The 23,317-nt window shown below is 62.8% G+C and carries 25 protein-coding genes; 9 read left to right on the forward strand and 16 right to left on the reverse strand.

The window, feature by feature from the left end; translation table 11 throughout:
* Positions 1-95: 95 nt before the first annotated feature.
* From AC1RTB_RS19005 to AC1RTB_RS19040, 8 genes are all read right to left on the reverse strand, one after another.
* Positions 96-575 carry a F0F1 ATP synthase subunit B gene (locus tag AC1RTB_RS19005; RefSeq protein WP_492879978.1) on the reverse strand — a complete coding sequence of 160 codons (480 nt, stop codon included), beginning with the start codon at positions 573-575 and terminating at the stop codon, positions 96-98.
* A gap of 10 nt (positions 576-585) precedes the next feature.
* A complete protein-coding gene (locus tag AC1RTB_RS19010) occupies positions 586-1,185 on the reverse strand; it encodes a F0F1 ATP synthase subunit B (protein ID WP_492879977.1) in 600 nt (199 codons plus the stop codon).
* A gap of 62 nt (positions 1,186-1,247) precedes the next feature.
* Positions 1,248-1,472 carry a F0F1 ATP synthase subunit C gene (locus AC1RTB_RS19015; RefSeq protein ID WP_476781895.1) on the reverse strand — a complete coding sequence of 75 codons (225 nt, stop codon included), beginning with the start codon at positions 1,470-1,472 and terminating at the stop codon, positions 1,248-1,250.
* A gap of 72 nt (positions 1,473-1,544) precedes the next feature.
* Positions 1,545-2,294, reverse strand: a complete 750-nt coding sequence (locus AC1RTB_RS19020) for a F0F1 ATP synthase subunit A (protein ID WP_492879976.1) — start codon at positions 2,292-2,294, stop codon at positions 1,545-1,547.
* A gap of 39 nt (positions 2,295-2,333) precedes the next feature.
* Positions 2,334-2,744 carry an AtpZ/AtpI family protein gene (locus AC1RTB_RS19025; RefSeq protein ID WP_492879975.1) on the reverse strand — a complete coding sequence of 137 codons (411 nt, stop codon included), beginning with the start codon at positions 2,742-2,744 and terminating at the stop codon, positions 2,334-2,336.
* A gap of 241 nt (positions 2,745-2,985) precedes the next feature.
* Positions 2,986-4,173 carry a cell wall hydrolase gene (locus tag AC1RTB_RS19030; protein WP_492879974.1) on the reverse strand — a complete coding sequence of 396 codons (1,188 nt, stop codon included), beginning with the start codon at positions 4,171-4,173 and terminating at the stop codon, positions 2,986-2,988.
* A gap of 234 nt (positions 4,174-4,407) precedes the next feature.
* Entirely contained in the window at positions 4,408-5,844 is a 1,437-nt protein-coding gene (gene der, locus AC1RTB_RS19035) for a ribosome biogenesis GTPase Der (RefSeq protein WP_492879973.1), read from the reverse strand.
* A gap of 10 nt (positions 5,845-5,854) precedes the next feature.
* Positions 5,855-6,520, reverse strand: a complete 666-nt coding sequence (locus tag AC1RTB_RS19040; RefSeq protein WP_492879972.1) for a tetratricopeptide repeat protein — start codon at positions 6,518-6,520, stop codon at positions 5,855-5,857.
* Positions 6,521-7,071: 551 nt separating this feature from the next.
* On the opposite strand from AC1RTB_RS19040, the gene AC1RTB_RS19045 reads away from it, so the two are divergent.
* Positions 7,072-8,064, forward strand: coding sequence for a polysaccharide deacetylase family protein (locus AC1RTB_RS19045; RefSeq protein ID WP_492879971.1), 993 nt, complete (start codon positions 7,072-7,074; stop codon positions 8,062-8,064).
* A gap of 490 nt (positions 8,065-8,554) precedes the next feature.
* On the opposite strand, the gene sbmA is transcribed toward AC1RTB_RS19045, so the two are convergent.
* Positions 8,555-9,832, reverse strand: coding sequence for a peptide antibiotic transporter SbmA (sbmA, locus tag AC1RTB_RS19050; RefSeq protein WP_492879970.1), 1,278 nt, complete (start codon positions 9,830-9,832; stop codon positions 8,555-8,557).
* Positions 9,833-9,991: 159 nt separating this feature from the next.
* On the opposite strand from sbmA, the gene AC1RTB_RS19055 reads away from it, so the two are divergent.
* The gene (locus AC1RTB_RS19055; RefSeq protein ID WP_492879969.1) at positions 9,992-10,396 is read left to right on the forward strand and encodes an MAPEG family protein; all 405 of its coding nucleotides are present in this window, start codon (positions 9,992-9,994) and stop codon (positions 10,394-10,396) included.
* Here the strand turns inward: AC1RTB_RS19055 and AC1RTB_RS19060 are convergent.
* Positions 10,393-10,602 (reverse strand): hypothetical protein, encoded by a 210-nt coding sequence (locus AC1RTB_RS19060; RefSeq protein ID WP_492879968.1) that lies wholly within the window; start codon positions 10,600-10,602, stop codon positions 10,393-10,395. The two genes, AC1RTB_RS19055 and AC1RTB_RS19060, sit on opposite strands and share 4 nt — an antisense overlap.
* A gap of 94 nt (positions 10,603-10,696) precedes the next feature.
* Here AC1RTB_RS19060 and AC1RTB_RS19065 point away from each other — a divergent pair, with 94 nt between their 5' ends.
* On the forward strand, positions 10,697-11,611 hold the full coding sequence (locus tag AC1RTB_RS19065; protein WP_492879967.1) for a LysR substrate-binding domain-containing protein: 915 nt from the start codon (positions 10,697-10,699) through the stop codon (positions 11,609-11,611).
* Here the strand turns inward: AC1RTB_RS19065 and AC1RTB_RS19070 are convergent.
* Positions 11,603-11,953 carry an ArsC family reductase gene (locus AC1RTB_RS19070; protein WP_492879966.1) on the reverse strand — a complete coding sequence of 117 codons (351 nt, stop codon included), beginning with the start codon at positions 11,951-11,953 and terminating at the stop codon, positions 11,603-11,605. The genes AC1RTB_RS19065 and AC1RTB_RS19070 overlap by 9 nt on opposite strands.
* A gap of 65 nt (positions 11,954-12,018) precedes the next feature.
* A complete protein-coding gene (locus AC1RTB_RS19075; protein WP_492879965.1) occupies positions 12,019-12,486 on the reverse strand; it encodes a DUF2938 domain-containing protein in 468 nt (155 codons plus the stop codon).
* Between the two features lie 159 nt (positions 12,487-12,645).
* Between AC1RTB_RS19075 and AC1RTB_RS19080 the strand changes: the two genes are divergently transcribed.
* The 4 genes from AC1RTB_RS19080 to AC1RTB_RS19095 all read left to right on the forward strand — a co-directional run bounded on the left by AC1RTB_RS19080 (position 12,646) and on the right by AC1RTB_RS19095 (position 16,698).
* Positions 12,646-13,305: an ArsR/SmtB family transcription factor gene (locus tag AC1RTB_RS19080; protein ID WP_492879964.1), complete on the forward strand. Its 660-nt coding sequence runs from the start codon at positions 12,646-12,648 to the stop codon at positions 13,303-13,305.
* 171 nt (positions 13,306-13,476) lie between these two features.
* Positions 13,477-13,920, forward strand: coding sequence for a MarR family winged helix-turn-helix transcriptional regulator (locus tag AC1RTB_RS19085; protein WP_492879963.1), 444 nt, complete (start codon positions 13,477-13,479; stop codon positions 13,918-13,920).
* 138 nt (positions 13,921-14,058) lie between these two features.
* Positions 14,059-15,615, forward strand: a complete 1,557-nt coding sequence (locus AC1RTB_RS19090; protein WP_492880299.1) for an MFS transporter — start codon at positions 14,059-14,061, stop codon at positions 15,613-15,615.
* A gap of 6 nt (positions 15,616-15,621) precedes the next feature.
* Positions 15,622-16,698: an HlyD family secretion protein gene (locus AC1RTB_RS19095; RefSeq protein WP_492879962.1), complete on the forward strand. Its 1,077-nt coding sequence runs from the start codon at positions 15,622-15,624 to the stop codon at positions 16,696-16,698.
* Positions 16,699-16,900: 202 nt separating this feature from the next.
* On the opposite strand, the gene AC1RTB_RS19100 is transcribed toward AC1RTB_RS19095, so the two are convergent.
* The 4 genes from AC1RTB_RS19100 to AC1RTB_RS19115 all read right to left on the reverse strand — a co-directional run bounded on the left by AC1RTB_RS19100 (position 16,901) and on the right by AC1RTB_RS19115 (position 22,166).
* Complete coding sequence (locus AC1RTB_RS19100; protein WP_492879961.1) at positions 16,901-17,188, reverse strand: hypothetical protein; 288 nt, start codon at positions 17,186-17,188, stop codon at positions 16,901-16,903.
* A gap of 7 nt (positions 17,189-17,195) precedes the next feature.
* Entirely contained in the window at positions 17,196-17,828 is a 633-nt protein-coding gene (locus AC1RTB_RS19105; protein ID WP_492879960.1) for a 2'-5' RNA ligase family protein, read from the reverse strand.
* A gap of 147 nt (positions 17,829-17,975) precedes the next feature.
* On the reverse strand, positions 17,976-18,989 hold the full coding sequence (locus AC1RTB_RS19110) for an amino acid ABC transporter substrate-binding protein (protein WP_492879959.1): 1,014 nt from the start codon (positions 18,987-18,989) through the stop codon (positions 17,976-17,978).
* Between the two features lie 120 nt (positions 18,990-19,109).
* The gene (locus tag AC1RTB_RS19115) at positions 19,110-22,166 is read right to left on the reverse strand and encodes an aminotransferase class III-fold pyridoxal phosphate-dependent enzyme (protein ID WP_492879958.1); all 3,057 of its coding nucleotides are present in this window, start codon (positions 22,164-22,166) and stop codon (positions 19,110-19,112) included.
* A 130-nt stretch (positions 22,167-22,296) separates the two neighbouring features.
* Between AC1RTB_RS19115 and AC1RTB_RS19120 the strand changes: the two genes are divergently transcribed.
* A complete protein-coding gene (locus tag AC1RTB_RS19120; protein ID WP_492879957.1) occupies positions 22,297-22,734 on the forward strand; it encodes an Lrp/AsnC family transcriptional regulator in 438 nt (145 codons plus the stop codon).
* 9 nt (positions 22,735-22,743) lie between these two features.
* The gene (locus tag AC1RTB_RS19125) at positions 22,744-23,244 is read left to right on the forward strand and encodes a peptide deformylase (protein WP_492879956.1); all 501 of its coding nucleotides are present in this window, start codon (positions 22,744-22,746) and stop codon (positions 23,242-23,244) included.
* Positions 23,245-23,317: the final 73 nt, after the last annotated feature.

Raw genomic sequence — 23,317 nt, forward strand, 5'->3', positions numbered from 1 at the left:
CTGACGCGAGACGCCCGTTTTCGGGCGGTGCCTGGAAAACAAAAAAGCCGCCGGAAATTCCAGCGGCTTTTTCTGATCTGCTAGGCGTGCTCGACTTAGTTGAGCTTGGCCTTCACTTCCTGAACCGAACCCTTGAAAAGATCGGCGCTGGTCTTGGTGTCGACCTTGCCACCGAGGATCTGGCGGGCCGCTTCGACCGCGAGGTCGACAGCGCTGGCGCGGACTTCGTTGACCGCCTCGCGCTCCGCCTGGCCGATCTTCTGCTCGGCAAGCGCGGTCCGGCGAGCAACATACTCTTCGGTCTTCTTGTGTGCTTCTTCGGCGAGAAGGCTGGCTTCGCGCTTGGCCGACTCGACGATGTCAGCTGCATCCTTCTCGGCTTCCTTGCGCTTGCGCTGATACTCGGCGAGCAGCTGCTGGGCTTCTTCACGAAGCTTGCGTGCGTCTTCGAGCTCGGCTCGGATGCGGTCGGCACGCTCGTCGAGCGATTTCGACAGCATGCCCGGCACCTTCAGGTACAGGACAAGTGCGATGAAAATGACGAGAGCGACTGTGGCCCAGAATGTTGCGTCCATGGCCTTGCTCCTACTTGCCCGCTGCCTTGACGGCGGCAGCGATGTCGGCCTTGTCGACCTTGCCGGCCCCCAGAGCCTGGACGATCGCCACAGCGGTGTCCTCGGCGATGGAGCCCACTTCCTTCATGGCGTTAGCCTTGATGGTAGCGATGCGAGCCTCGGCCGCGGTGAGCTTCTGGTCCAGCCCGGCTTCGACTTCCTTGCGCTTGGCTTCGGCTTCCGCCTTGGCCGCGTCGCGTGCTTCCTGGCCGATGGCGTTTGCCCTGGCTTTCGCCTCGGCAAGCTCCTGCTCGTATGCGGCAACCGCCGCATCCGCCTCGGACTTCATCCGGGCGGCCTGGTCGAGATCCCCTGCGATGCGATCGCGACGCACCTCAAGGATACCGCCGACACGCGGCAGCACGGCGTTTTTCAAGAAGAGATAAAACAGGCCGAAAGTGATCGCGAGCCACAAGAGCTGCGAAGGATAGGACGACGAATCAAAGGGCGGGAAAACGCCTTTTGCGCCGTGCTCAGCGCCCGTGCTCGTGTGAGCCCCGGCACCGGCATCGGTCTGAGTTGCTCCAGCCGCAGGAGCGACTTCCTCGGCATAACCCGGTGTGACAAACATCTCTTTCCCCTGTCCATCCTACCGGCCGCAACGCGCGGCCGGTTAAATCGCCTAGCCGGCTCTCACGTGAAGAGGAGCAGCAGAGCGATGAGGAGCGAGAAAATGCCGAGAGCTTCGGTCACGGCGAAGCCGAAAATCAGGCGGCCGAACTGGCCATCAGCTGCCGACGGGTTGCGCAGGGCGCCCGACAGGTAGTTACCGAAAATGCTACCGAGGCCGATGGCCGCGCCACCCATGCCGAGGCAGGCGATGCCTGCGCCGATTGCCTTTGCTGCGTCTACTTCCATTGTCCAACTCCTTGTGGATCGAAACTTAGTTGCGATTTCCCGACCGGCGATTACCCGCCGACGAATTCTTGCTCAATGGCCCGGATGCAGGGCGTCGTTGAGGTACATGCAGGTCAGCACCGCAAACACATAGGCTTGCAGGAACGCGACCAGGACTTCCAGACCGGTGATGGCGACCGTCATCAGCAGCGGCAGCAGCGAGCCTGCAACGCCGACGGCGCCAAGCGCGCTCAGCGAGGTAACAAAACCGGCGAAAACCTTGAGCGTGATGTGGCCGGCCAGCATGTTGGCGAAAAGACGAACCGACAGGCTAACCGGGCGCGACAGGAACGAGATCACCTCGATCAGCACCACCAGCGGCACCAATATGCCGGGCACGCCTTGCGGCACGAACAGTTTGAAGAAGCCGAAGCCGTGCTTCATGAGGCCGTAGACGACGACAGTGCCGATCACCAGCAGCGCCAGCGCGAAGGTGACGATGAGATGGCTGGTGACGGTGAAGAAATAGGGGAACAGGCCGAGCAGGTTGGCGACGAGCACGAACATGAACAGCGAAAACACGAACGGGAAGAACCGCATGCCTTGCGAGCCGGCGGCGTCGCGCAGCATCGAGGCGACAAATTCGTACGACATCTCCGAAATCGACTGCATGCGGCTCGGCACCAGGCCGCGGCTCGACGTCGTCAGGAACAGGAAGGCGCTGGCGCAAACCACTGTGGCGACCATGAAGGCAGCCGAATTGGTGAAGGAGAAATCGAGGCCGCCGATCTCGATCGGAATCAATTTCGAGAGCTGAAACTGATGAATAGGATCGTTGGCCACGCTGGCCCCCCTTCGCCTAAATTGCGCCTTGCGGCACTACTATTTGTTTTCCGGCTCGTCCGGCCGCCTGTCGGGCGACCTTATGCCGGCATCAGTAACCATTCCCGCTGAACGCAGGACATTGAGCACACCGGCACCAAAGCCGAGCAGCAGAAACACGATCAAGCCCCAAGGCGACGTGCCCGCCAGCCGATCGATGATCCAACCCAGACCGACACCCACCGCAATCCCGGCGATGAACTCGCTGGACAGCTTGAGTGCCTGGCCGTAGCCGGTCACACCGTTCGACCCTGTACCCTTCTCCCCCTCGCGGCTTGCCGGGCGTCTTGTCGCAAGTGTTGCTTCAAGCTTGAGCCGGCGGCGCTCAAGTTCATCGTCGCGACGATCGTTTTCGGCTCGATTTTCAGGCCGGTCGTTTCCAGTATCGCCCGGCCCTGATGGCTTGGCCATTGCAAACTCCCGCCCGGTCCGAGCGTATCCGTTCGTCCGCTTCAAAGTCGCCGGCAACATAGTTAGAGGGTGGGTGCCCGTCAAGCCACGCGGACACCCTTCTAACTAAGTATTTTAGTCAGTAAAATCAGAGAGTTGGTGAAGTGCGACATCCTGCCCTCGCCGCCAGTCGGCGATCACCTGCCGAATCCGTACGCAATCGGGGACTCGCTTGCCCCAAGCAGCCGGGTCTCCGGCGCGATCAGCTCCAGCCGCCGCCATAGGTGCGATAGAAGATGTGCAGGCCGATCTTGGTCATCTTCTTCATGCCCCGCGCCCAGCCCGGATTGACGTAGTTGGCGTAATAATGGGTCGACGAGCCCACTTCCGGGATGAAGATCTTGCCGGCGGTCACCGCCATGGCGATGTCCTGGGCGGTCTTGTAATGCGAGGGGCTGGTGACACGGTCCTTGGTGCCGTCGCAAGCAAACGAGAACTGGCAGCGGTTGAACCAACCGTCGTTCTGATAAACGACGCCGCAGATGCTGTTGGGATAGGCCGGGTTGCGTACCCGGTTCAGGATGACCTGGGCGACAGCCGCCTGGCCGCGCAGCGATTCGCCACGCGCTTCGAAATAGATGCCGGTGGCCAGGCATGTCTGTTCGGCCTTTGAAAACACGCCGGCCGGCAGCGGGTTTCCCAGCCACCAGTGATCGCCCTCGCCCATCGGCGGAATGAAGCGGCCGTTGGCCTGGTCGTCGCTGCCCAACAGCGCTTCGAACGGCGAGGCCTTGGCGTAATCGGGCTCGGCAGGCGCGTAGGCCGTGGCCAGCACGTCGGCCTTGTCGTTGGTGACCAGCGACGCAAGCATCGCCGGTACGCCGGGCGAGGCATTCTCCCTGGTTTCCTTGACGTGGAAGGCGGCGGCGATCTGGACTTCCTTGCCCTTGATGTCGGGCTTGGCGAAGGTCAGCTTGAGGCTACTGTCGGGACCTGGGCGCAGAAGCGAGCTGGTGCGTTCGAACACCGACCCGGCGGTGAAATTCTTCGGCGGCGCAAAACGCGCGACATGGATGATGCGGCCCTTCTTGTCGACGCGCACGACGCGCTCTTCGTCAGGCACATCGGGGGCGCCGAATTTCTTGCCCCTGAACGAGACGGTGCCGACGCCCGCGATCTTGACGCCCGAGCCGGACATCGGACCGGTGATGATGCCGTCGACAAAGGGCATTTCGGCGGCATGGACCGAGCCGGCTGCCGATTTCTCGACATAAGACCCCCAGCGCGTGCTCTGTCCTTCAAGGCCGGAGACGAGGCTGGTCATGTCCTGGTAGGCGGCGACGGTGGGAAAGCCGAGCCAGATTCCGAGCCCGACGACGGCGGGCGCCAGGAACGAACGTCTACCCTCGCGGGCAGCAACAAACCGCCGCTTCACAACTCGTCGATGCACAGAAACTCTCCAGGACGCAACACACCCCTACTGGAGAGAAAAATGAAGCATTAACCTTGATGGAGCGTTAACGCGCGCCCTTAGAGCGACGCGCGTCCTCTTGGACGCGCAAAAGACGCTCTAACGCTTTGAATTTGCGCATCGTACTTTCCGAAAATCTGAACTGATTTTCGGGTCGATGCGGCGTTGCGGCAATGTGGCAAGGGCCCGCATGATGCGAGCCCTTTGAACTTGTCAGCGTTTTTTCTTGGCGCGTCCGGCAAAAGGATTGTCGGAGGTGCGCAGCGCCATGCGGATCGGCACGCCGGGCATGTCGAAGGACTCGCGCAGATTGTTGACGAGATAGCGCACGTAAGACTGCGGCATCGCATCGGGGCGCGAGCAGGACAGCACGAAGCCGGGGGGCCGCGTCTTCGCCTGGGTGATGTACTTGATCTTGAGCCGGCGGCCAGCGACAGCGGGCGGCGGGTGATGGGCAAGGATGCCTTCGAGCCAGCGGTTGAGCTTGCCGGTCGACACGCGGCTGTTCCAGACCCGGTGCGTCTTCATCACCGCGTCCATCAGCTTGTCCAGCCCACGGCCGGTCTCCGCCGACATCGGCACGGCCTGCAGGCCGCGCGCCTGCGGCAACAGCCGCTCGGTCTTTTCGCGCAGTTCGGCCAGCGCTTCCTGCGGATTGTCGATAAGGTCCCACTTGTTGAAGGCGATGACGGGCGCCCTGCCCTCGCGGATGATCAGGTCGGCGATCTGCAAATCCTGCTTTTCAAACGGGATCGTCGCGTCGAGCACGATGATGACGATCTCGGCGAAACGGATGGCGCGCAGGCCATCTTGCACCGACAGCTTCTCGAGCTTTTCCTGGACCCTGGCCTTGCGGCGCATGCCAGCGGTGTCGAACATCTTGATGCTGCGGCCGTGCCAGTCCCAGTCGACCGAAATCGAATCGCGGGTGATGCCGGCTTCGGGCCCGGTCAAAAGGCGCTCTTCTCCGAGCAGCGTATTGATCAGCGTCGACTTGCCCGCGTTGGGGCGGCCGACAACCGCGATCCTGAGCGGCTTGGTCTCGTCATAAGCATGGACATCCTCGGCGTCGGGATCGGTGATGTCCTCACCAATCAGCACGTCGCTTTCGGCGATGTCGTCTGCGTCGTCCTCGTCATCGGCGAAGACGCGTTCCTTGCCAAGTGCCTCGACAACTGCGTCGCGCAGGTCTGGCATGCCCTGGCCGTGTTCGGCCGAGATCTGCACCGGCTCGCCGACACCCAGTTCCCATGCCTCGAGCGCACCGCTCTCAGCGCCGCGCGCCTCGGACTTGTTGGCGACGAGCACCACCGGCTTGCCGGAGCGGCGAACGATCTCAACGAAGGTGCGGTCGTCAGGGGTCACGCCCGCCTTGGCGTCGACCATGAAGAAGATGAGATCGGCTTCGTGGATGGCGATCTCGGTTTGCGCCCGCATGCGGCCCTGAAGGGTCGCTGCAGCCGCGTCCTCGAAACCGGCAGTATCGATGACGTCGAAGACGAGGTCGTAGAGTTTGGCCGGATGGACGCGGCGGTCGCGCGTCACGCCCGGCGTGTCATCGACAAGGGCGATTTTCTTTCCAACCAGGCGGTTGAAAAGCGTGGATTTGCCAACGTTCGGTCGGCCGATTATGGCGATCTTGAAAGCCATCAGAGCCGCATCACGACGCGTTGCCGGAACCGCGGATCAGTTCGGCCAGGAGGTTGGAGCGCTGACGCGCGTTGCGCGGCGCGCCGTCGTCGGAGGAGATTTGCTCAAACAGCTTGAGCGCGTCGGTGAGCTTGCCGTCCTTCCAGGCAGCAAGGCCAAGCGCCTCGCGCGCCGAATGGCGTAGCGGATTGGTGTCGTTGGTCAGCGTCTCGACGCGGCTCGACACATCGGCATAAGAGCCGTGATCGACAAGAAGCAGTGCTGCGCGCAGGCGCGCGATGTCGCGGATGACGCCGGGAATGGAGGTGTCTGCGGCCACTTCATCGAAGCCGGCAACGGCGGCCTTGAAGTCGCCCTTGTCGGCCTGGACGGTTGCCGCACGCATACGGGCGAGCAGCGGATAAGCACCGTAGCCATCCTTCTCCAGCGCGTCGAAAGCGGCGAGCGCCTCGTCGGCCTTGCCGGAATTGGCAAGCGTAAGCGCCTGCGAAAACTGATCGCCGGACTGGTTGGCGCTGCTTTCGTGCCAATATTCCCAGGCGACGAACAGGCCGGTGCCGATGACGACCAGCACGGCGGCGACGATTGCCGCGGCACCATACCGGTCCCACAGGGCCTTCGCCCGTTCATGGCGAATTTCCTCGTTCACCTCACGAAAGAAACTGTCGTCCGACATACTATCCAACCACCTTCGCCCCTCGGGGCCCGTTCTGAGCCTGCGTTTTAACGGAATTTTGCCGGCATGGAAGGGGGCGGGGTGGAAATTCGGTGGGTGGGCGCTGCTCCTCGCGCCCTTCGACTAAATTGGGTGGCCGAGCAAGCGGCACTTGGTGAGCTCTACGTTGCCCCCCTCTGGCCTGCCGGCCATCTCCCCCACAAGGAGGGAGATTAGTCTCGTAACCGGCGGCGCTCATTCTGCAACGTCATAAGGACAAGCCTTGCGACGTTGGTAGTTGGCCCGAGCGCCGATGACGGCGTGATCTCCCTCCTTGTGGGGGAGATGGCCGGCAGGCCAGAGGGGGGTGCGAAGGATCGCGACGTTGAAATAGAACGAGCCAAGGCGTTGGAAATGTCAGCAACCGTGGAGAACCATTCCACGCCGAAGCGGCCTGCCCCAAGTGCTGGCTGCCGCATGTCGCATTCCATGCCGAACGCAGACGTGCCACATTTGGCGGCTAACGCCCGACGTCACCAAATCCCCTGAAATTGCGCAGCAGTCCCCAAAACATGTCCAAAGCGTTCCCGAGTGTCCTTTTGTCCGCGTCGCTGATCGCCCTTCCGGCGGTGGCCGGCCCTGCCCCCAAGGTCGAGGACGTCAAGGCGCCGCAGGTGGTGCTGATCTCCTTCGATGGCGCCCACGACCTTGCGCAATGGCAGCGCAGCCGCAACCTGGCGGCCCGGACAGGCGCGCGCTTCACCTATTTTCTGTCTTGCGTGTTTTTGCTGTCGCGCGAAACGCGCGGCGAATATCTCGCGCCCGGAAAATCGGCAGGCAGGTCGAATGTCGGCTTTGCCATGGACAAGCAGGAGGTGGTCGATCGGCTCGGCCAGATCAACCTCGCTGCCGCCGAGGGTCATGACATCGCAAGCCACGCCTGCGGCCATTTCGACGGTGGCAAATGGAGCAAGGCCGATTGGACCAAGGAGTTCGACGCGTTTTCAACTGTCATGCGCGACGCCTACAAGATCAATGGCATATCGGCCGAGCCAGCGGGATGGGCCAGGATCGCAGCCTCGGTGACAGGTTTTCGCGCGCCCTATCTCTCGGACAGCAAAGGGCTGACGGCAGCGCTGCGCGACAAGGGCTTTGCCTACAATGCCAGCGGCGTGTCACGCGAGCCGGAAGAGCCAAAACTCGACGCCAGCATGATGGAGTTCGCCCTGCCGCTGATTCCCGAGGGCCCGTCGGAACGGCGCGTCATCGCGATGGACTACAATCTGTTTGTTCGCCATTCCGGCGGCGTCGACAAGCCTGACGAGGCCGCCAGATACGAAACCCGCGCCTATGACGCGTTCCACGCGGCCTTCGACAAGCAATATGCGGGCGGGCGCATTCCGCTGCAGATCGGCTTTCACTTCACGCTGATGAACGACGGCGCCTATTGGCGCGCGCTGGAGCGTTTCGCCGGCGAGGTCTGCGTCAAGGCCGATGTCGAATGCATCAGCTATGCCGACTATGTGGCGAAGGGCAACGCAGCGCCGGTGCAGGCCGGCGGGTGAGCGCGCTTTTGCTGGCGCATTTGCACGTTGATGCACAGATCCTGCCTGCCAGCTAGCGGATCCTGCGCCGCCTCTGATTTGCGTCGCGGCATGGATTCCCGACACTCTCCGCTCGTTTCACTCGCTCACGAGGTCGGGAATGACGGATTGCGGGGGGACGCTTCCGCCAGTCTCCAGCGTTGGCGATTGGCGGAAACGGTCAACAAAGCTCGTCATTCCCGACCTCGTGAGCGAGTGAAACGAGCGGAGAGTGTCGGGAATCCATGCCGCAACCCAAGCGATGTCAGAAGCGGTGCAGAAGTTGTTTCGTATATCCAGAAGGCCATCGAATATGCCCGAAGGGCTAGCAGTAAGCCGATCACATGACGGCCAACTGCATATCCAGCGGCTTTCGATCGGAAGCGAACAGAGCCAACGGCTCGTCCTCACCCCTCCTCAAACGCTTCGCAGCCCCCTCCATTGCATAGGGCGAGGCCCCATCTGACCAGAATCACGCCACCGGCTGGTCTTCCGGCTCCAGGCCAGCCTTTTCGCGGTCGAGATAACGCTTGTCGATGTCGGGCAGCTCGCCGCCGGTGAGCGTCGCTTCGAAGGCGCGCAGACGCTTGTAGACTGACAAAAGCTCAACGATCGTCGACCACGAATTGACCAGGAACTGGAACGAGCTGGTGACTTGCGAGAAAGCGTAGCTGATCTGGTTCATCAGGCCGAGCGTCAGCTTCTGCGCGGCGATCGACGGCACCATGACGATCAGCGAGAACATGTTGTTGGCCTGGAGGTAAGTGTAACGCACGACGTTGAAATAGACGTAGTGGAAATAGAGCCGGAAATAATTACGGCGGACATTGGTGAACAGATCGGCGACCGTCGCCGGCTGGGCTCGATCGTCATGATCCTCGCCATAGACCAGTTCCTTGCGGTAGGCCGCCTCGACACGCTGGTTGCGGAACTGCAAGCCGGGCAGCTTGTAGCCGGCGAGCGCCAGGCTGATCGTTCCAAACAGCGACCAGGCAATCGCGGCAACGAGCAGCGGCTGCTTGATCTCGCCCAGTAGCGGCAGATGCGTGATGTGCGTCGACAGCTGGATGAGCACGGGCGTAAACGCGATCAGCGTCATGATCGAATCGATGAAATTGACGCCCAGGCCTTCCATGATCTGGGCGAAGCGCATGGTGTCTTCCTGCACACGTTGGGAAGCACCTTCGATGTGGCGCAGCCGGCTCCAATTTTCCATGTAGTAGCCGTTCATCGCCATGCGCCAACGGAAGACCCAGTGGCTGACGAAGAAGGCATTGACGACGGCGACGTTCATGCCGATCAGCGCCAGACCGGCGAAGCTGGCGATTTGCCAATAAAGCTGGTCGTCGGTCGCTGTCGTTGTCTTGGACAGGATATTCTGGATCAGGTCGTAGAACGGGCCGTACCAGTTGTTGACGGCGACGCTGACCTGGACCTGGAAATAGACGACGAACAGGATGAGGGCCGTGCCGAGGATCGACCAGCGCTGCCAGGGGTGGGGCGAATACCAGCTCCAGAAGGCATAGAAGATCATCACGCCAAAGAAGAAATAGATGTAGAACCACAGGAAGGGCGGCGACCAGAACACCGAGATGCCGATGATCTTGGGCGCGTCGGCCAAGGCTGGGGCCATTCCGAAGACGGCTCCCAATTGTTCGCCTCCGAAAAACCAGGCCAGGACAAGCGCCAGGCTCCACAGAGCAGCCGAGGAGAAAAACAGCTTCGGCTGCGGGAAGAAGGATACGAACACGGTTCCGGGTTCCTTTCGGAGACGGCGGCATTGCCAATTGGCCGCATGAAGTCACACTTCGCGACACAAGGGAATCCCCGGCGGCGCGCCCATGTTGCATTGCGCGCGCGATCGTGGCGATTTTCGGCTTTTGCAGATTACAGTTAGGTAACGTGCGACATGAACCAGTCAGCCTATGCCGCAGCCGGGCTCTATGCCGCGCTCAACACCTTCATCTTGTTGTGGCTGACGATGGCGACAGCACTCGTCAGGCGAAAGCACATGGTGCTGATTGGTGACGGCGGGATCGAGCATCTCAGCCGCACGATGCGCGGCCATGCCAACGCCATCGAAAACGTACCTGTCATGCTGATCCTGCTCGGGCTCGCGGCAGCACTGGGTGCGCCTGTGGTGGCGATCCATGTGCTGGGAGCGGTCTTCACCTTCGGGCGCGCGGTGCACGCCTGGCATTTTACCCGCGAGCGGGGCCGGCAATGGCAACGGGCCACTGGCTTTGGCCTCAGCATGCTGACGCTCGCGGCAGCGGCACTCGGCGTGCTCGGGCATGCCATCGTGCTGCTTTAGGTACGACACGCTCCACCGCCAAGGCCGGGCAGCGAGCGGCGAAAGCCGCGGCTGAACGGCAGGTCGCCGAGTTCGCGGGCGTCCATGCGCGCGATGTCGGGATGGGACAGTGGGTCGCGCATCCAGGCAAGGCAGCGTTCGCTGTCGGACTCAGCATTGGACGACGGGATAGGCAGCAGTGCGCGCAAACTTGAGAAAATCTTCATTTGCCTTCTCCTGAGGCGTTGATCCTCTCACTCCAAAATCGCTACAATCACGCATCTTTCAATCAAGAACTTGCCGGCTGGAGTTTAGAAAAACTTGAGTTCTAACCTCAATCGCGTCCACCTCAACGGGCTCCGCGCGGTGGAGAGCGTGGCGCGCGGCGGCGCGCTGGTCAAGGCCGCCGACGAGCTTGGCGTTTCGGTGAGTGCGGTGAGCCAGCAGATCACGCGCACCGAACGCCAGCTCGGCCGCGCGATCTTTCGGCGCGGCGGGTCGGGACTGGTGCTGACCGCCTTCGGGACGGAATTCACACGCAGGCTGACAGCCGGATTTCAGGAGATTTCGCGCGCCGTCGCCCTTGCCGATGAAGCGAGCTCGAAGATGCTGGTGGTGTCGGTGGCGCCCGCCTTCGCCTCGCGCTTCCTGGTGCCACGGCTGAACAGCTTCAACCAGCGCTTTCCCGAACTGAAGCTCCGGATCGACGCCTCGACCGGGCTTGTCGATCTCGACCATTCCGACGTGGATCTCGCGATCCGCATGGGAGACGGCAAATGGCCTGGCGTGCGGGCGGAGCTGCTTCTGGCGCAGGAGGTGTTTCCAGTCTGCGCGCCGGCACTGGCGGCGAGGCTGAAGACGCCGGCCGACATCGCCCAACTGCCCGTCATCGCCGACGAGAGCACGATGATCAGCTGGGAGCGCTGGTTCGAGGCGGCGGGGCTTGCGCCCTACCCCGTTCTGCCGGCGGGGCCTGCTTTCACCGATCCGATCCTCGGCATCGACGCAGCGATCGCCGGCCAGGGCGTGGCGCTGGCCTGGCAGCTTTTGTCGGCAGATGCGCTGACCGACGGGCGGCTGGTGGCGCCGTTCGGCATCACGGTGGCGAGCGGGCTCGGCTATTATCTGGTGACGCAGGCTGCCGAACGGCCGCCGCGCAAGGTCAGGGATTTTTCGGACTGGCTGCGCGAAGAGATCGCAGCGACCATGGCGCGGTTCGGAACGCGTCTAGCCTGAGAAGGCCGCTTCGTAGATCTCGGGCTTGAAACCGACGATGCGGCGCTCGCCGAGATCGAGCATCGGGCGCTTGATCATCGAGGGCTGGGCGAGCATCAGGGCGATGGCCTTGTTTGCATCGAGGCCGGCCTTGTCGGCATCGGGCAGCTTCTTGAAGGTGGTGCCGGCGCGGTTGAGCACGGTCTCCCAGCCGAATTCCTTGACCCATTTCTCCAGCCGCTCGCGGTCGATGCCTGAAGCCTTGTAGTCGTGGAAATCGTAAGGCATGCCGCGGCCTTCGAGCCAGGTGCGCGCCTTCTTGATGGTGTCGCAGTTCTTGATGCCGTACATGATGATGGGCAAGCTCGCCTCCGCGCGACAGGCCGGCGTTGAGTACCGACTCGGCCAATTCAGATGCGGTTTGCTTCCTATATGAAGCCTGTTTTGGCAAGCAGCAGGGCTGACGCGTAGAGGCCGAAGCCGAAGACCGTATGGGTTGCCAGGCTGCGTAGACGCGCAACATTCGGCTTGGGCGTTTTCGACGCGGCGAAGCCGGACCCCATGCCCGGCTGCATGATGAAGAAGGGCGCTGCGACCGTGAGCACGCCAACGATCAACGCCGGAAGCAGTGTCGGCTGACGCGCCCAGTCGAGGCCCCAGATCGCGAGCGGGACAGCGGCAAAGACGATGCCGATGGCATAGTGTGCGCTCCAGCCGATGACACCCTCGCCGCGAACCGGCGCCGCCTGAGCGATTGCGCCATGCACAAAGCGGCCGCGCGGGAAATGGCCGATCCAGCGGCCGACCATCGCAAAGTTGAGCGAAGGAATGCCGAAGCAGCGCTTCAGGAAGATGCCCCAGATATCCATCACGACCGTTGCGCCAACGCCGATCAAGACTGCGTATCCAAAGATTTCCAGCACTTCATTCACCTGCTTTCATTGGCGGCGCGTCGAGGGTCACCTTCCGCGCCTCCCCGACGACGGTCTCACATCGTCGGTCGCCATCAACATTCAATAACTTAATTGATTGATTGATGGAGGAATGATAGCTTCATGTCAATGATCTCAGCAGAAACCCAGATCTTCGCCGACATCGCCGAGCTCGCGCGTACGCTTGGCAATGGCCACCGGCTGATGTTGCTCGAACACATCGCCCAGGGCGAGCGATCCGTCGAGCGGCTGGCCGAGCTTTGCGGCCTGTCCATCGCCAACGCCTCGCAGCATCTGCAACAGCTCAGACGTGCGGGTTTTGTGCAGACCAGGCGGGACGGCAAGCACGTGCTGTATCGGCTAGGAAGCGGGCCGATTCTGCCCCTGCTGAAAGCGCTTAGGCATCATGCGGAGCACAACCGCTCGGAAATCCGCGAACTCATCGCCGACAGTGTCGGCCGGCGCGAGAGGCTGGAAGCGATCTCGCCGGCAGAGCTGCTGGCGCGGATGCAGGAAGGCAGCATCACCTTGCTCGATGTTCGCTCGCATGAAGAATTCGCGCTGGGGCATCTGCCGGGCGCGATCAACATCCCTGCCGAAGAACTCGAGTGCCGGTTCGCCGAGCTTCCGGCGGATCAGGAAATCGTTGCCTATTGCCGAGGTCCCTATTGCATCCTCTCCGTCGATGCCGTCGCGGCCTTGCACGCGAAGGGTTTGCAAGCGAGCAGGCTGGAGAACGGATTCCCGGACTGGAAAGCGGCCGGATTTCGCGTCGAGACCTAGATCAATCCCACCACTATGCTCTCAAGCTGAAATCACGGGCGTCCATGCCTGCATTTTAGCTGTTTTGTGTTGACCTAGGCCTAACTGTCTAGGCGCAATGCCCTTGTCAAACACGTCCAGCCAATTTACATAGGAACCTAATCATATCTATCCTAATGAATGAGAGCCGCGATGAGCGCCGACGTCTTGAAGAGCGCGTTTTTCGATGAACTGCTGAAGGTCAACCGCAAGCTGCGGACGATGTTCGACGCCCGGGTGAAGAAGCGCGGGCTGACCTTGGCGCGCGCCCGGCTGTTGATGCAGATCGCCGAACGCGAAGGCGACACCCAGGCTGAACTCGCCGAGCTGATGCATATCGAGCAGCCGTCGCTTGTCGGGCTTCTCGACGGGCTGGAAAAGAAGGGGCTGGTGGTACGCTGCACCACCGACGATGACCGCCGCGCCAAGCGGATTTTCCTCACGCCCGCCGCCCGGCGCGAAACCGACGGCATGGTCGCCTTTGTCGAAGAACTGCGCAACCAAGTGCTGGCTGGCGTCGACGACGCCGATATCGAAAGCGCGACGCGCGTGCTGAGCATCCTGAGCCGCAACATCGGCGATGCCGCCGAGGACTGAGTGGCCGAGATGCAGCAGCCAGCAGACCCAGACGAAGGACGCCACGAGGCGGCGGAGCCGCAACAGGCCGACGTAGCGACAGAGGCGCCGGCTCCTGCCGCGCCCGCGCCGCCGCCCTTCGTGGCCAAGCCGCCACTGATGGCGGCTGCCTATATCTGCGCCTCGGCCATGCTGTCTCTGACGCAAGGGCTCGGCATGAACCTCGTTGCCGCAAACATCCCGCAGATCCAGGGCTCGATCGGCGCGACCGTCAACGAGACCACCTGGCTGGTCGCCGCCTATATGGCGCCGAACGTGTCGCTGTCGCTCGCGCTGATCAAGATCAGAACGCAATACGGCCTGCGCAATTTTGCCGAGCTCAGCATCCTCGGCTTCGTCATCGCCTGCGTGCTCAATCTGTTCATCCGCGACCTGCCGTCGGCGCTGATCGTGCGCTTCATGAGCGGCATCGCTGCAGCCCCGATGTCGTCGCTGGCCTTCCTCTACATGCTGGAATCGTTTCCTCCAGAGAAGAAGCTCAATATCGGCCTGCCGATGGCGCTGACTTCGATCACGCTGAGCGCACCGCTGGCGCGACTGATCTCCCCTTCCCTGTTCGACCTTGGCGGCTTTCATGCCGTGACCATGTTCGAACTCGGCATGGCGATGGTTGCCTTTGCCCTGGTCTATGCCTTGCCGCTGGCGCCGCAGCCGCGCGCCAAGGTGATCGAGAAGCTCGACGTTGTCAGCTATTTGCTGATCGCTGTCGGCTTCGGCTCGACCGCAATCGTTCTGGTGCTCGGGCGACTGTACTGGTGGCTGGAAGCGCCATGGATCGGCGTGCTTCTGGCACTCGCTGTTGTGTGCATCACCATCGCCGCCGTCATCGAACTCAACCGCAAGAACCCGCTGCTCGACATTCGCTGGCTGGCAAGCCCGCCGATCCTGCATTTCACCGGCGTGTTGCTGATGTTTCGACTGGTGCTGTCGGAACAGGCGCTCGGCGCGTCCAGCCTGTTCCAGGCCTTGGGCATGACCAACGAGCAAACCCGCCCGGTCTATGGCGTTATCCTCGTCGCATCCATCGCCGGCGGTGCGACCTGTGCCATGCTGATGAAGCACGGCAAGGAGGAGCGCATCCATATCGCAGCGCTGATCATGATCGCCGTAGGTGCCTTCCTCGACAGCCGCGCCACCAATCTGACGCGGCCGGAGCAGGTCTTCTACAGCCAGGCGCTGATCGCCTTTGCCGGTGCGCTGATCCTGCCGCCGGCCATGAAGAGCGGACTGATGTCGGCGTTGAAGAAGGGCCCGAACTACATATTGAGCTTCATCATCGTCTTTCTGGCGACTCAGAGCATCGGCGGCCTGCTCGGTTCGGCTGTTTTCACCACCTTCATTACGATCCGCGAGCAGTTCCACCACAATGTGCTGATCGAGCACATCGCGCTGACCGACCCGCTGGTGGCGCAACGCGTCGCCCAGCTCGGCGGCGCCTATTCCAAGGTCATCACCGACAAGGTTCTGGTGAACGCCGAAGGCCTGGTTTTGCTGTCGCAGCAAGCGACACGCGAGGCCAATGTGCTCGCCTACAACGACGCCTTCATGCTGATCACGGCCATCGCGCTTGCGCTGCTGTTTTTGCTCTTTGCCCACATCGCCATCGTCGCCATCCGCAAGCGGATGGCAGCGCCCCCACTCCCAGCCACCGCGTGAACCGCCATGCTTACGAAAAGTCTCCACCTCCTGCGTTCCGCCAGTACGTTGCTGGCCATAGTCCTCGGTATCGCCGGGCTGACGCTGATCCTCTATGTCTGGCAATTGCCGCCCTTCAAGAGTTCTGTCGTGGTCACCGAGAACGCCTATGTGCGGGGACAGGCGACCATCCTGGCACCACAGCTTTCGGGCTATATCGCCGAAGTGGCGGTGCAGGACTTCCAGGACGTCAAGGCAGGCCAGCTTATGGTCCAGATCGACGACCGCATCTTCGTGCAGAAGCTTGAGCAGGCACGCGCGACGCTTGCCGCACAGCAGGCCGCATTGGCCAATTCTGAGCAGCAGCGGCACTCGGCCGAAGCACGGGTCAAGTCGGCTGAGGCGCAAATCGGGTCCGCCAAGGTTGCCTATGACAACGCCCAGGCCAGCTGGGGCCGGATCGAGCCGCTGCTTGAGCGCGGCGTGTCGACGCTGAGCGAGGCCGACAAGGTGCGCACGGCACTCGAACAGGCGCGCGCCGCCAACAGTCAGGCGGAAGCGGCCGCCGAAGTGTCGCGCCAGGACCTGCAATCGACAATCGTCGGCCGCCAGTCGCTGGCGGCAGCGGTCGCAGGCGCCGAGGCCGCCGTGCATCTGGCCGAAATCGACCTCAAGAACACCCGCATCGTGGCACCCGAAGACGGACGGCTCGGCGAGGTCGGCGCACGGCTTGGCCAATATGTGGCGCCGGGAACGCAGCTGATGGCGCTGGTGCCCAAGCGCACCTGGGTGGTCGCCAACTTCAAGGAAACCCAGCTTGCCAACATGAAGGTCGGCCAGCCGGTAACCTTCACCGTCGATGCGCTCGGTCATGGAACGCTGACTGGCCATGTCGAGCGCTTCGCGCCGGCGACGGGCTCGGAATTCAGCGTGCTGAGACCAGATAACGCCACGGGGAATTTCACCAAGGTGGCGCAGCGCCTGTCAGTGCGCATCAGCATCGATCCGGGCCAGGCGATGGCGGAACAACTGTCGCCCGGCATGTCGGTGGTGGTCAGCCTCGACACGAGTTCGCAGCCGCAGGCCGAGGCGGCGGCGCACTGACTTGCAGACACCTACACTCGGCGTTGACGCCCTCCCTCCCCCTTGTGGGGAGGGATACAGGGTGCCAGGCCAATTTCAACCTTGCCATTTGAACGCCTGGAATTGTCAGGCAAGCGCGAAAGCACCCCCACCCTTTATCCCTCCCCACAAGGGGGGAGGGAGGCGTCGACGTTGCGGGCTTCAGGCCTGGTCCGTCCGAGGCTTACGCCTTGCGAACCATCGGATAGCTCGACGAGAAGATCTCCTCGACCGGCAGGTGGTTGAAGGTGCGCAGCGGGTATTTGGCGATGACGCCTTCGAACTGTGTCTGCGCACGCTTGCGGTAGGCACGGTCGTCGACGCCCGGAATGACGCCGTCTTCCATGACGAAGCGGCCGCCGATCATCACGCTCTGCACCGACTGCGCCGAGGCGTTGAGCATCAGCGTCTGGATCGGGTCTTGAAGAGCCGCAGGAATTCTGGCGCAACGCGCGGCAGCCGCTGCCAGCAAGCTGAGATCAGCCCTGCAACCGCCAACGGCCGGGATGGAGATAAATCCCCTGGCCGTGCAAGCTATGGACCAGTGCCAATTCGCCTACGCGCCAGGTAACCGGGTTTTCGAGCGGCGTTTCCGGCAAGGAACTGATGTCGCGGAGCAAGGTGCAGTGCGGCTCATAGCTGGCGCGCATGCGCATGTTCAGCCCGACGGTTCCGAGCGCCGCGCCAAGCTTGCGCTGCAACACCACGAGCTCGGCTTTGCCGTTGCCGCAGAGCAGGACGAGCGGAGGCTTGCCGCTGCTCTTGAAACTGATGAAGCGGTCGAAGGTCAGCTCGAACGGTGGTGCTCTGACCGCCTCGCCGGCCCGCATGGCGACATCGAGCAGTCGGGAAGGCAGACCGGCATGCTTCCCAAGGGAAAATAGCGAGACGTGGAGCCGGTCGGCAGCCTGAAGCTGACCAGTCAAACCATGCTGACAACACAGATTTTGCCTCAACGCGGCGGTGCGTGCAGCGTCTACAGGCCCGGCAAGCAAACAGAAGAACAGATTGTCGGTGTGTCGACGCTGCACCACCGGTGGCAGGCCGAGATCGAGCGACAGTTGATCAGCTGACGCATTAGATGGATTGCGTAATTTCCCTCTCGTGGACATGCGATGACCTCGCCTCACCTTGAGAACAAAACGAGATCATCGTAAGTATTTTTTCCTACCGAGGCAACTACCGCTGCTGGTCGTTTCGAGTGGTTCCAAGCCTTGCTGAGGGGCCGCGCAGATGCGCGGCCCCGCAGCGTTGAGGTCTCAGCGCACCGGCGGGGCGTACATCAGGCCGCCGGCGTTCCACAATGCGTTGATGCCGCGATCGATCTTCAGGTCGCTCGACTGGCCGAGGTTGCGCTCGAAGATTTCGCCGTAATTGCCGACTGTCGAAACGACATTGTAGGCCCAGCGCGGATCGAGCCCGAGCTGCTGGCCGCTGTCGCCTTCAGCACCCAAGAACCGCTTGATCGCCGGATTGGCCGAGGTCAGGCCGGCTTCGGCGTTGTCTTTCTTGATGCCGAGTTCTTCTGCCTCGACGAGCGCGAACAGCGTCCAGCGCACGATGTTGAACCACTTGTCGTCGCCCTGGCGCACGGCGGGTCCAAGCGGTTCCTTGGAGATGATCTCGGGCAGCACGGTGTAGGCGGCAGGATCGGTGAGCTTCAGGCGCTGGGCATAAAGGGCGGAGGCGTCGGTGGTGTAGACGTCGCAGCGGCCGCCAGCGAAAGCCTTGATGATGCCGTCGGCGGAATCGATGACGACGGGCTCGTATTTCAGCTTGTTGGCGCTGAAATAGTCGGCGACGTTCTGCTCGGTGGTGGTGCCTTGCTCGGCGCAGACGGTGGCGCCGGAAAGCTTGAGCGCGCTGTCAACGCCGAGATCCTTGCGGATCATGAAGCCCTGGCCGTCATAATAGGCGGTGCCGACGAAATGGATGCCCAAGCTGGCATCGCGCGACAGGGTCCAGGTGGTCTGGCGCGACAGCACGTCGACGCTGCCCGACTGCAGCGCGGTGAAACGCTCCTTGGTGGAGAGCGGGACGTAGCTCACCTTTTCCGGGTCGCCAAGCACGGCTGCCGCCACCGCGCGGCAGAAATCGATGTCGAAGCCGCTCCATTTGCCAGTGTCGTCGGGGGCCGAAAAGCCGGTGACACCCTGGCTGACGCCGCAGGTGACCTTGCCGCGCTCCTTGACGATGTCGAGGGTGTCGGCTGCCGCTGGCACAGCCATAAATGCCGAGCCGAGCAGAAGTGCTGTGATGCACGTATGTTTCATGTCTTCCTCCCTTGGTATCCCGAGGCAAAGCCTCTTTCTGCCGCCGGCGCGTGAGGTGCCGGAAGTTGGTGAAATCCCCTGTCGTTAAGTCCCTCCGCGCGAAGCTTTCGCCCGGGTCTGCTATGCCCCTTCGGCGAGAACCGCCGCGAAGGTTTCTTCCAAAACGCCAACCAGGTGGTCGGCGTTGGCCCGGCTGAAGATCATCGGCGGGCGCATCTTGAGCACGTTGTCATGCGGTCCTTCGGTACCGATCAAAACGCCGCGCGCCCGCACCCCGTCATTGACCTTGCGGGCGAAGGCCGTGGCCGGCTGCTTGGTCTTGCGGTCGGCGACAAGTTCAATGCCAAGGAACAGGCCCTGCCCCCTGACATCGCCGATGACCTCGTAGCGCGCCTGCATCTCCTTGAAGCGCGCAACGAGATAGGCGCCCACATCGGCGGCGTTCGCAAGCAAGCCGTCGCGCTCGATGACGTCGAGCACGGCAAGGCCCGCCGCACAGGACACCGGGTTGCCGCCGAAGGTGTTGAAATACTCCATGCCGTTGTTGAAGGAGGCGGCGATCTCCCTGGTGGTGACCAAGGCTGCCATCGGGTGGCCGTTGCCGATCGGCTTGCCCATGGTGACGATGTCGGGCGTGACGCCTTGGGTTTCGAACGCCCACCAATGCGAGCCGACGCGGCCGAAGCCGACCTGGACCTCGTCGGCGACGCAGATGCCGCCGGCAGCGCGGACCATGGCGTAGACTTCCTTGAGGTAGCCCTCGGGCAGGAAGACCTGGCCGGCGACGCTGGGGATGGATTCGGCGAGGAACAGGCCGGGCGCACGACCTTGTCTGGCCATCTCCGCGATCTGCTCGGCAATGCTTTCGGCAAAGCGTTTGGCGTGCTCCTCGACCGGCCAGTCCTCTGGCGCGCGATAGCTGTCGGGGATTGTCGCCTCAAAGACATGAGCCGGCCGGCCCTTGCCGCCCTTGCGCTTGTATTTGTAGGGGCTGAGGTCGATCAGCTCCTGGGTGGTGCCGTGATAACCCCAGTCGAGCACGATGGCCTCGCTGCGGCCGGTGTGGGTGCGGGCCATGCGCAGCATCAGCGAATTGGCTTCGCTGCCGGAACAGGCGAAGGACGCCACCGACAGGCCTTCGGGCAGCGTCGCCGTCAGCCGCTCGGCGTAGGTGACGATGCCGTCGTGCAGGTAGCGCGTGTTGGTGTTGAGCCTGGCGGCCTGGCGGGCAATGGCCTCGACGACATCAGGATGGGCATGGCCGAGATGGCAGACATTGTTGAAGCAGTCGAGATAGGCGCGGCCGCGGTCGTCGATCAGCCAGGCGCCCTCGCCGCGCACGAACTTGATCGGCTCGGAATAAGAGATCGACAGGTTGGGCAGCAGCGAGGTTTTCCGCGCGGCGACGATTTCGGGACGCGTCCGGCCGGTCTGGACAAAGGTTTCCGGCGGGATGCCGGCAAGCTCGGCGGCGTCGGGGAAAAGTTCGCGCCAGACATCGAGGTAACGCGCTTCACCGACGCCGAGGATGTCGCGGGCGGCGAGGTCGGGATCGGCCGAGATCTGGAAATGCAGATGCGGCGCCCAGCCGCCATTTTCGGCAGGCACGCCCATTTCGCCGACGAGGTCGCCGGCAGCGAGTTGCTGGCCTGGCGTCAGCCGCTTTGCGGCTTCATGGCCGAGATGGCCCCACAAGGTGACGAAGGGCGGGCAACCCTCGGGCTCGTGGCGCAGGGCGACGAGGCAGCCATAGCCGAGCGGGTCCTCTTCGATCTCCACACTTTTCACTGTTGCGGCGAGCGGGGTGAAAACCTTGGTGCCGGCGGGCATGAACAGGTCGAGGCCAAGATGATGGACCCGGCGCGCGCCTTCGACGAAACGCGACCAGAAGATGTCTGAGGTGTAGACCGTGCGCGCTTCGCCCCATGGGCCGATGCCGAGTGCGACACCGTTCTCAGTGCAATAGGCATCCCACCAGGCGGTGGCTATCTCAGGCTGCTGTCCAGCCGACGTCACGGTCATCGGATGGGCCGGATCGCCGTAAGGCACCAGCGCTTTGACCAGAGTGGCCGGATGGCGATCGAGGATCGGCGCGAGGCCTTTGCAGTTGGCGCCGATCCAGCTGGCAATGGTGCTGGCTCCGGGTGCGGCATCGAAACCGCAGGCATGGCGCAGGATGGCGGTGGCGAACCTGCGGTTCATCGCACCGAGACGACGCAGCAGCCGCCAGGCCGGCGCCTCCGATATGGCGAGGTAAGGATTGTCGCCAGTCTTTTCCTTGCGGGCAGCCGACAGGGTGACGCTGATGACCAGCCGCATGGCGATGAGGTCGAACAGGACATCGAGCTCGTCTTCGCGCAGCGGATATTCGGCGTGAAAGCCGGCGGCCAAGGTCGCGGCGGCCCCGATCGGGTCCTCGACGTCGAGGATCGAATAGGCGCAGGCGACAGCCACTTCGGCGATCAAGGGCGAATAGAGCGCGTCACCGAAATCGATGATGCCGGCAATGCGGTCGCGTCCGTCCTCTTCGACCAGCACGTTCCAGTCGTTGGCGTCGTTGTGGATGACCTGCGCGCGCAAACCGGCGAGACGGGGAGCTACCTCCGCATCGAAATGGTCGAGCAGGCGCCGTAGAAGTGCGCGGTCTTCGGCGTCAGGGATATGTGGCAGGCGCTGGCGCGCGGCGCCGGCCTGGCGGATGTCCCAGTCGAATGAACGCAAGGCGCCTGCATGGATGAAGCCCTGCAGCGCGCGGTCGAGCCGGCCTAGTGCTGAACCCAGATTGGCCAGGAGTTCGGGCGTACGCTCGACCTCGGCCAGCGGCAGGCCGGGCAGCCATGATACCAGCCGCAGCGCGTGGCGCTCGCCAGCAGCACTTGCAACCTCAGCCAGCGGCGTGCCGATTTGCGAAACCTTGAGACGCGGAGCCACAACATCGGGGCTGGTGCGCGCCAGATGATCGAGCAATGCGACCTGGAATTCGCTCTCGCTGGCGGGCTCGCTGGCATTGACGATCTTGAAGATCCACTGCGCGCCGTCGTCGGCTGAAAGCTTGAAATTCTGGTCGCGCTCGCTGTCGAGCGAGGTGACACGACCGCTCACACCGAACTGGCTCGCGGCCAGGTCGGCGGCTTCGCCAAAGGAGAATGCGGGCGCGGGATGGGTCACGTCAGTCATGTTCTATCCGGATTTGCTGGTATTGAAGCTTGGCACGGGCCGAAAAATCGGGCATCCGGCAAAGCGTCGGTTGCACCGGCACTATGACTGCATGGACCGGCACTTTAACGGCACGGATCGGAACCAGGCGATGAAGGAACTCGACGCCAAGGACAGGGACATTCTGGGCATCCTGTCGAAGGAAGCGCGCATTCCGCTAAAGACCCTTGCCGGACGCATCGGGCTCTCCCGCAGCGCCACCAGCGAACGCGTCGCGGCACTGGAAAAGAGCGGCGTCATCCGCGGCTATCGCGCCGACATCGGCCAGATGGATAGCAACCTGGTTTCGGCGTTCCTGCTGGTGACGCTGGTCAGCACCCCTTCCATAGGCGTGCTCGACCAACTGGCGCGTTATTCGGAAGTGCGGCGGGTGTCGTCCATCACCGGCCAGCTGGACCTGATCGTCGAGGTCGAGGTGCCGTCGATCGACAGGCTGAACACGCTGCGCGACATCATCGCCACGCACCCAAGCGTGCAGGACCTGACGACGCTGATCGTGCTGCGCCGGGACATCGAGCGGCTGGAGTAAATGGCGAACATGACGATCCGACAAATCGTGAAATTTCCCGACCCTCGGCTGCGCCTCGTCGCCGAGCCTGTCACCGCCTACGACCAAGGCCTTCGCGAACTCGCCGCCGACATGCTCGATACGATGCGCGCGGCATCGGGCATCGGCATCACCGCGCCGCATATCGGCATCGCCAAGCGCCTCGTCGTGCTCCAGCTGGAAGGCACCGACAGCGCGCGGACCTACGTCAATCCTGAGATCATCTGGGCTTCGGACGAGATGCTGCCGCACACGGAAGGCAGCGTGTCGATGCCGGGCGTGACCGACGAGATCAGGCGGCATGCGCGGGTCCGCGTCACCTACCAGGATCTCGACGGCGTCGAGCAAACTGAAGAGGCCGAGGGGCATCTCGCGGTTTGCCACCAGCATGAGATCGACCAGCTCGACGGGATCTTCTGGATCGAGAGGCTGTCGAAGCTGAAGCGCGACCGCCTGGTCAAGCGCTATGAAAAGCTGCAACGGGCGCTCTAGCTGTGAGCTTTCAGGAGGTTGTCCATTCGGTCCCGGCCGGGAAAGCTGAGGTTGTCAAAGCTTCAGTGAGTCT

The sequence above is a fragment of the Aminobacter sp. GW821-FHT11F06 genome (assembly GCF_058808215.1).

What these genes read in the sequence shown, in the direction of transcription:
- AC1RTB_RS19055 (WP_492879969.1), top strand. Translation starts at nt 9,992, where the DNA reads ATGAACCAGTCAGCCTATGCCGCAGCCGGGCTCTATGCCGCGCTCAAC.
- AC1RTB_RS19110 (WP_492879959.1), bottom strand. Translation starts at nt 18,989, where the DNA reads ATGAAACATACGTGCATCACAGCACTTCTGCTCGGCTCGGCATTTATG.
- AC1RTB_RS19060 (WP_492879968.1), bottom strand. Translation starts at nt 10,602, where the DNA reads ATGAAGATTTTCTCAAGTTTGCGCGCACTGCTGCCTATCCCGTCGTCC.
- AC1RTB_RS19090 (WP_492880299.1), top strand. Translation starts at nt 14,059, where the DNA reads ATGGCGGCTGCCTATATCTGCGCCTCGGCCATGCTGTCTCTGACGCAA.
- AC1RTB_RS19125 (WP_492879956.1), top strand. Translation starts at nt 22,744, where the DNA reads ATGACGATCCGACAAATCGTGAAATTTCCCGACCCTCGGCTGCGCCTC.
- AC1RTB_RS19105 (WP_492879960.1), bottom strand. Translation starts at nt 17,828, where the DNA reads ATGTCCACGAGAGGGAAATTACGCAATCCATCTAATGCGTCAGCTGAT.
- AC1RTB_RS19080 (WP_492879964.1), top strand. Translation starts at nt 12,646, where the DNA reads ATGTCAATGATCTCAGCAGAAACCCAGATCTTCGCCGACATCGCCGAG.
- AC1RTB_RS19015 (WP_476781895.1), bottom strand. Translation starts at nt 1,472, where the DNA reads ATGGAAGTAGACGCAGCAAAGGCAATCGGCGCAGGCATCGCCTGCCTC.
- AC1RTB_RS19005 (WP_492879978.1), bottom strand. Translation starts at nt 575, where the DNA reads ATGGACGCAACATTCTGGGCCACAGTCGCTCTCGTCATTTTCATCGCA.
- AC1RTB_RS19040 (WP_492879972.1), bottom strand. Translation starts at nt 6,520, where the DNA reads ATGTCGGACGACAGTTTCTTTCGTGAGGTGAACGAGGAAATTCGCCAT.
- AC1RTB_RS19045 (WP_492879971.1), top strand. Translation starts at nt 7,072, where the DNA reads ATGTCCAAAGCGTTCCCGAGTGTCCTTTTGTCCGCGTCGCTGATCGCC.
- AC1RTB_RS19085 (WP_492879963.1), top strand. Translation starts at nt 13,477, where the DNA reads ATGAGCGCCGACGTCTTGAAGAGCGCGTTTTTCGATGAACTGCTGAAG.
- der (WP_492879973.1), bottom strand. Translation starts at nt 5,844, where the DNA reads ATGGCTTTCAAGATCGCCATAATCGGCCGACCGAACGTTGGCAAATCC.
- AC1RTB_RS19010 (WP_492879977.1), bottom strand. Translation starts at nt 1,185, where the DNA reads ATGTTTGTCACACCGGGTTATGCCGAGGAAGTCGCTCCTGCGGCTGGA.
- AC1RTB_RS19115 (WP_492879958.1), bottom strand. Translation starts at nt 22,166, where the DNA reads ATGACTGACGTGACCCATCCCGCGCCCGCATTCTCCTTTGGCGAAGCC.
- AC1RTB_RS19120 (WP_492879957.1), top strand. Translation starts at nt 22,297, where the DNA reads ATGAAGGAACTCGACGCCAAGGACAGGGACATTCTGGGCATCCTGTCG.
- AC1RTB_RS19095 (WP_492879962.1), top strand. Translation starts at nt 15,622, where the DNA reads ATGCTTACGAAAAGTCTCCACCTCCTGCGTTCCGCCAGTACGTTGCTG.
- AC1RTB_RS19025 (WP_492879975.1), bottom strand. Translation starts at nt 2,744, where the DNA reads ATGGCCAAGCCATCAGGGCCGGGCGATACTGGAAACGACCGGCCTGAA.